Raw genomic sequence first — 2,414 nt, 5'->3', positions numbered from 1 at the left:
TTCCGTGCCTCTGGCATTACAGAACCACAGGCAAGACAAAATCTTATTATCAAACTTTACGAAGATTTTTTTACCAAGGCATTTAAGAAAACCACGGATAGGCTTGGGATTGTTTATACCCCCGTTGAGGTCGTGGATTTTATCATTCATTCTGTTGATGATGTGTTGCGTAATGAGTTTGGAAAAAGCTTGGGGTCACGTGGAGTTTCTATTCTTGACCCTTTCACTGGAACGGGGACCTTTATCACAAGGCTTTTACAATCAAAGCTCATAAAACCAGAGGATATGGAATATAAGTTCCGTCATGATATCCATGCCAACGAGATTGTCTTACTAGCCTATTACATAGCAGCCATTAACATTGAATCGACTTATCATAGTTTGAAGAAAGGAGAGTATATTCCTTTCAAACATATTGGTTTAACCGATACATTCCGGATGCTGGAAAAACAAGATTTGATGAAAGGTTTATTAGAGGAAAACAGTGAATATTTAGAACTTCAGAAAAACCTCAATATTGAAGTTATTTTTGGGAATCCTCCTTATTCAGTAGGGCAAAAAAGCGAAAATGATAATGCAAAGAACAGCCCTTATCCCATATTAGATGAACGTATCCGTAAAACTTATGCTGCTCAATCGAAAGTAACGAATATACGAGCACTTTATGACAGCTATATCCGTGCCATTCGTTGGGCAAGTGACCGTATTAGTAATGCTGGGGTAATAGGCTTTGTTTCTGGTTCTGGTTACATAGAAAAGCCAACAATGGATAGCTTACGAAAATCTTTAGCCAAAGAGTTTACGAGTATTTATGTGCTTAATTTACGGGGGGATATTCGTAAAAATATGTTAAGCGATGGGAAAGCTCAAGAAGGTGAAAATGTTTTTGGCAATGGTAGTATGACTGGTATTGCTATAACATTGTTTATCAAAAATCCCAATGCTTCCGGAGATTGTAAAATTTACTATCATGACATTGGTAATAATTTCACGACAAAAGAAAAACTTACAGCTCTTGAATACTTTGGTAGTATTGATGGCATTACACGTGAACAAAGTTGGCAAATGATCACGCCGGATGAACATGGTGATTGGATAAATCAACGTGATGAGAGTTTCAAAACATTCCTAGCCCTAGGTGATAAGAAAAGTCATGGTAAAAAGCTGTTTGAAAATTTTTCTCGCGGTATTATGACGAGTCGTGATGCTTGGACATACAACTCAAGCCCTGAAGCTCTAGCAAAAAACATGAGTAATATGATTGCCTTCTATAACAGTGAAGTGGAACGTTTTAATGATACTTATGCACACACTGACCGTAAAATACATACCAATGTTGTAAATAATTTTGTAAATTCAGATGAAAGTAAGATAAGTTGGAGCCGTGGACTTAAACAAGAGTTGACAAAAAGAAAATTTTTTGAATTTGAAGAGACATGCCTCATACCAAGTCTGTATCGTCCTTTTACACAACGATGGCTTTATTATAATCGTACCTTCAATGATATGGTTTACCAAATGCCGCGGATATTTCCTATAGAAAAAGCGACTGAAAATAAAGTGATACAAGTTTCTTCTGTAGGAGCAAGAAGTGGATTTTCTATCTTGATGACTAAAAATGTACCTGATGTGAGTGTAATAGATACAGGTCAATGCTTTCCACGCTATATTTACAAAGATGATACGGTTTCAAAAAGTAAAAATGAAAAACAATCCCATTTATTTTTAATTTCTACAGAAGAAAGTAAAACAGCTGATTTACAGAGGCGTGATGCCATTACTGATGAAGGATTAGCACATTTTAAAGCAGCTTATCCGAATGAAAAAATCACTAAAGATGATTTGTTCTATTACGTCTACGGATTGTTACATTCGGAAGATTATCGTGCTCGTTATGCTGATAACCTCTCTAAAGAATTGCCTCGCATCCCTTGTGTAAAAAGCGCTGAAGATTTTTGGAAGTTTGTTAATGCTGGACGTGAACTAGGGCATTTGCACGTGAATTATGAAACTGTAGAGCCTTATCCCGTGACCTTTAAAAAGGGTAATCCAAAATTAACTGACATCTCTAATCCCGAAAAGTTTTATTACGTTACAGAAATGAAATTCGCAAAAGCAGGTAAAGAGAAAGATAAATCGATTGTTTTTTATAACAGCAATATCACAATAACAGATATCCCTCTTGAAGCTTATGAGTATATCGTCAATGGCAAGCCTGCTCTTGAATGGGTTATGGGGCGTCAATGCGTTAAGACTGATAAAAAGAGTGGTATTGTCAATGATGCCAATCGCTATGCTGTTGAAACCGTTGGCAACCCTGCTTATCCATTAGAGTTGTTTCAAAGGGTTATTACCGTAAGTTTAGAAACAATGAAGATTGTTAAGAACTTACCAAAATTAGAAATAAGAGAAAC

The 2,414-nt window shown here is 36.2% G+C and carries 1 protein-coding gene; it reads left to right on the top strand.

Annotation, left to right across the window (positions count from 1 at the left end; translation table 11 throughout):
* On the top strand, nucleotides 1–2,414 hold a 2,414-nt coding region (locus tag ACFIO5_RS09700; protein WP_375705288.1), incomplete at both ends, for a type ISP restriction/modification enzyme.

Source organism: Bartonella sp. AA86SXKL (genome assembly GCF_042196885.1).
The sequence above is the reverse complement of the archived record's forward strand: the minus strand, read 5'-3'. Positions and strand labels throughout refer to the sequence as shown.